Genomic DNA, 3,377 nt, shown 5'->3' with positions numbered 1-3,377 from the left:
CGTCCGAACCGATGGTGGTATGTTTGATTCATCGGTTCGTGAGCTAAGCGAAAACCGCGTTTTTCGCTTAGCGTGGAGCGGGCAGTCCCGGCAGGACTTCCCGCGACCCTTACAGTCAGTCGGCGGCAACATGCTCAAGGCTGCCTGGAGTACTGATGAATAGGGGAGCCGATCCTCGACGCGCCCGCGTGGGCGTCCGAACCGATGGTGGTATGTTTGATTCATCGGTTCGTGAGCTAAGCGAAAACCGCGTTTTTCGCTTAGCGTGGAGCGTTAACCCCGCACAATACACATGCCTTGTCCGGGAGAGGCGCCCGGAGCGATGATCGATACCGGGTACCGGGTACTAAATCATCATGGGAGATATTAAATGGCATTCATCGAGATCAGGAACCTGCTCAAGCGCTACAAGAAGGTGGTGGCAGTCAACCACATAGACCTTGAGGTGAAGCAGGGAGAGATGTTGACCCTTCTCGGGCCCAGCGGGTGCGGCAAAACCACCACCTTACGCTGCATCGCCGGACTGGAAACACCGGAAGAGGGGGACATCGTTATCGACGGCAAGCCGATGCTCTCGGAAGGGTTTGTCCATCCGTCACAACGGGGGATCGGCATGGTGTTCCAGAACTATGCCGTATGGCCGCATATGAAGGTCTTCAACAATGTCGCATACGGCTTGAAAATTCAGAAGCTGTCCAGGAACAATATCCAGGAAAGAACGCTGGAAGCACTGGAGCTTGTGGGGCTGAAGGGGTTAGGGGACCGGTACCCGTCCCAGTTGAGCGGTGGACAGCAGCAGCGGGTGGCCCTTGCGCGGGCGCTGGTGAGAAATCCCAAGGTGCTGCTGCTGGATGAACCCCTGAGCAACCTGGATGCGAAGTTGAGGGAAAAGATGCGGTTTGAAATTAAGGGCCTGGTCAAACGCATGGGCATCACATCCGTCTATGTCACCCACGATCAGGCAGAGGCCATGGTCATCTCCGACAGGATCGCCGTCATGGACTCGGGGAAAATCGTGCAGATCGGCACTGCCCAGGAGATCTATAAAAAACCCGCCAGTAAATTTGTCGCCGATTTCATCGGCACCATGAATTTTATATCCGGCGAGATCGTTCAGGCCATCCGGGACACCACTGCAGCAATCCCATCGCCATCCGGGGCAGTCTGTGTTCGCACTGAATTCAGCGAGAAGGTGTTGTGTTCAACGGACGGCGCCACGGAAGCGACACCGGGGAAAAAGGTGTATGTGTCCATTCGTCCTGAAGACGTGGAAGTGGTCACAGACACGCCTCGGGAAATGGAGAACCAGTTCAGGGGTGTCGTCGCCCACAAGGCGTACCTGGGTAATTTCATTTATTTTTTCGTGGACGTGAACGGAACGAGGATCCAGGCGCAGGTTTCGCACAGCCTGCCTCTGGACGAAGGACAGGAAGTCCACCTTTACCTGGATCCGGCAAAATGCATGATCCTGTTTTAAAGCGACGTGTCCAGAATCCAGAGTCGCCGGAGTCCAGACTCTGAAGCTGGAGGCTTCAAATGCGATTTCTGTTCCGTAAACAGCGCATGGTAAAGGCCCTTGTCGAGGCGTACCTGGACAATCTGCGTAACGTCCAGCAGACTTTTTCACGGGCCATCGACAGCTGCCTTGGAGACGATGCCAGTTGTGACTTCAGGACCCTGGTTGACGAAACCCATCGTTTCGAATCCAGGGCCGATGACATCCGGGAAGAGATAAAGACCCTCATGTACAGCAAGGTGCTTCTCCCGGAGTCCCGCGGGGACATCATGGGGCTCCTGGAATCCATCGATCAGATCCCCCGTTTCTTCGAGATCGTTCTCAACATCATCCGGACGCAGAAACTCGCCATACCTGATCTCCTTGTATCCGATGTCCGGGAGCTGGTCAGCGTTTCCATGGAGGCCTGCGACCTGGTGTTCAGGCAGGTGGAAGACCTGTTTCAACGGGGCCGCCGGATCCCGGAACTACTCGATGTCATCGACAAGAAGGAGAGCCAGTGCGACATCATCGAGCGTCGGATCATCACCACACTCTTCGATTCCGATATCGACCCTTTCCTCAAGATCCAGCTCAAGGAACTGGTGGTCCTGTTAGGTGACGTCTCCGACCAGGCGGACCGCGTATCAAAGCGGATCAACATCATTAGTTTAAAGAGGCGGGTTTAGATGTTGCCCATCTTGGGAGGCGTCTTCCTGGGATGGTCCCTTGGAGCCAACGACGCTTCCAATGTCATCGGACCGGCCGTCTCATCGAGGATGCTCCGCTTTACCACCGCGGCGACCATGGCATCCCTGTTCGTCCTGATGGGCGCTTTGCTCCAGGGGCGCTCGGGTATCGACACCCTGTCGGGCCTGACCCGGATGAACCTCCACCAGGCTGTCCTGGCCTCCATATCCGCAGCCATAACCGTGACCCTCATGACGATCGGGCGCCTCCCCGTGTCCACATCCCAGGCAGTGGTAGGAGCCATCCTGGGGATCGGTCTCGTCAACAGGCATATTGACATGACGGGCCTGGGAAAGGTGGTCACGTGCTGGGTGGGAACGCCCGTGGGAGGAGCCATCATGGCGATGGTGGTCTATCGGACGCTGGCGATAGTCAACAACCGGCTGAGCCTGAACCTCCTCGAAAGCGACGCACTTCTTCGAATCGGCCTCGTGGTGGCCAGCTCATACGGCGCCTTTGCTCTCGGGGCAAACAACGCGGCCAACGTGACCGCCGTCTTCGTGGGAGCCGGTCACCTTTCCGTTCCCTCAGCTACGCTGATCGGGGGCCTGAGTATCGGCCTGGGGATCCTCACCTTCAGCAAGCGGGTGATGGTGACCGTGGGGTCGCGCCTGGTCCGCCTTGACCCCTTTTCCGCCCTGGTCGTGCTCCTGGCCGAGGCCATCACGGTCCATTTCTACACTTTCGTCGGCGTCCCCGTCTCCACCTCCCAGGCCATCATCGGGGCGGTGATCGGCATCGGCCTGCTCAAGGGGATCCGGACTGTAAATAAACGCACTCTGCTCTCCATCCTGAGCGGCTGGCTCCTCACACCCATTATCGCCGCAGCGCTGGTGCTGGCCATGCTGAGGTATAATTAAAGTACCTGGTACTTAAGGCCGCACCTGACGAAATGAAGGGAAATCCCATGAGAAGAGAAGAAATCCTGCCCAGGCTCAAGACAGGCCAGGCCTTCGACATGGTAGTGATCGGGGGGGGCGCCACCGGCTGCGGCGTCGCCCTGGACGCGGCCAGCCGGGGTCTTAAAGTCGCCCTCGTGGAAAAGAACGACTTTTCCGAGGGCACCAGCAGCCGCAGCACCAAGCTGCTCCACGGCGGCGTCCGCTACCTGGAGATGGCCGTCAAGCACCTG

Annotated in this window: 4 protein-coding genes; all 4 read left to right on the top strand. The window is 57.9% G+C overall.

What is annotated here, in order from left to right:
• Nucleotides 1-370 precede the first annotated feature (370 nt).
• Entirely contained in the window at nt 371-1,477 is a 1,107-nt protein-coding gene (locus P1S46_11350) for an ABC transporter ATP-binding protein (GenBank protein ID MDF1537071.1), read from the top strand.
• A 59-nt stretch (nt 1,478-1,536) separates the two neighbouring features.
• Complete coding sequence (locus tag P1S46_11345; protein MDF1537070.1) at nt 1,537-2,184, top strand: DUF47 family protein; 648 nt, start codon at nt 1,537-1,539, stop codon at nt 2,182-2,184.
• Nucleotides 2,185-3,105: an inorganic phosphate transporter gene (locus P1S46_11340; GenBank protein ID MDF1537069.1), complete on the top strand. Its 921-nt coding sequence runs from the start codon at nt 2,185-2,187 to the stop codon at nt 3,103-3,105.
• A 47-nt stretch (nt 3,106-3,152) separates the two neighbouring features.
• Nucleotides 3,153-3,377, top strand: a 225-nt coding sequence (locus tag P1S46_11335) for an FAD-dependent oxidoreductase (protein ID MDF1537068.1), incomplete at its 3' end; no start/stop codon positions are given.

Source organism: bacterium (assembly GCA_029210545.1).
Lineage (GTDB): Bacteria > BMS3Abin14 > BMS3Abin14 > BMS3Abin14 > BMS3Abin14 > JARGFV01.
The sequence above is the reverse complement of the archived record's forward strand: the minus strand, read 5'-3'. Positions and strand labels throughout refer to the sequence as shown.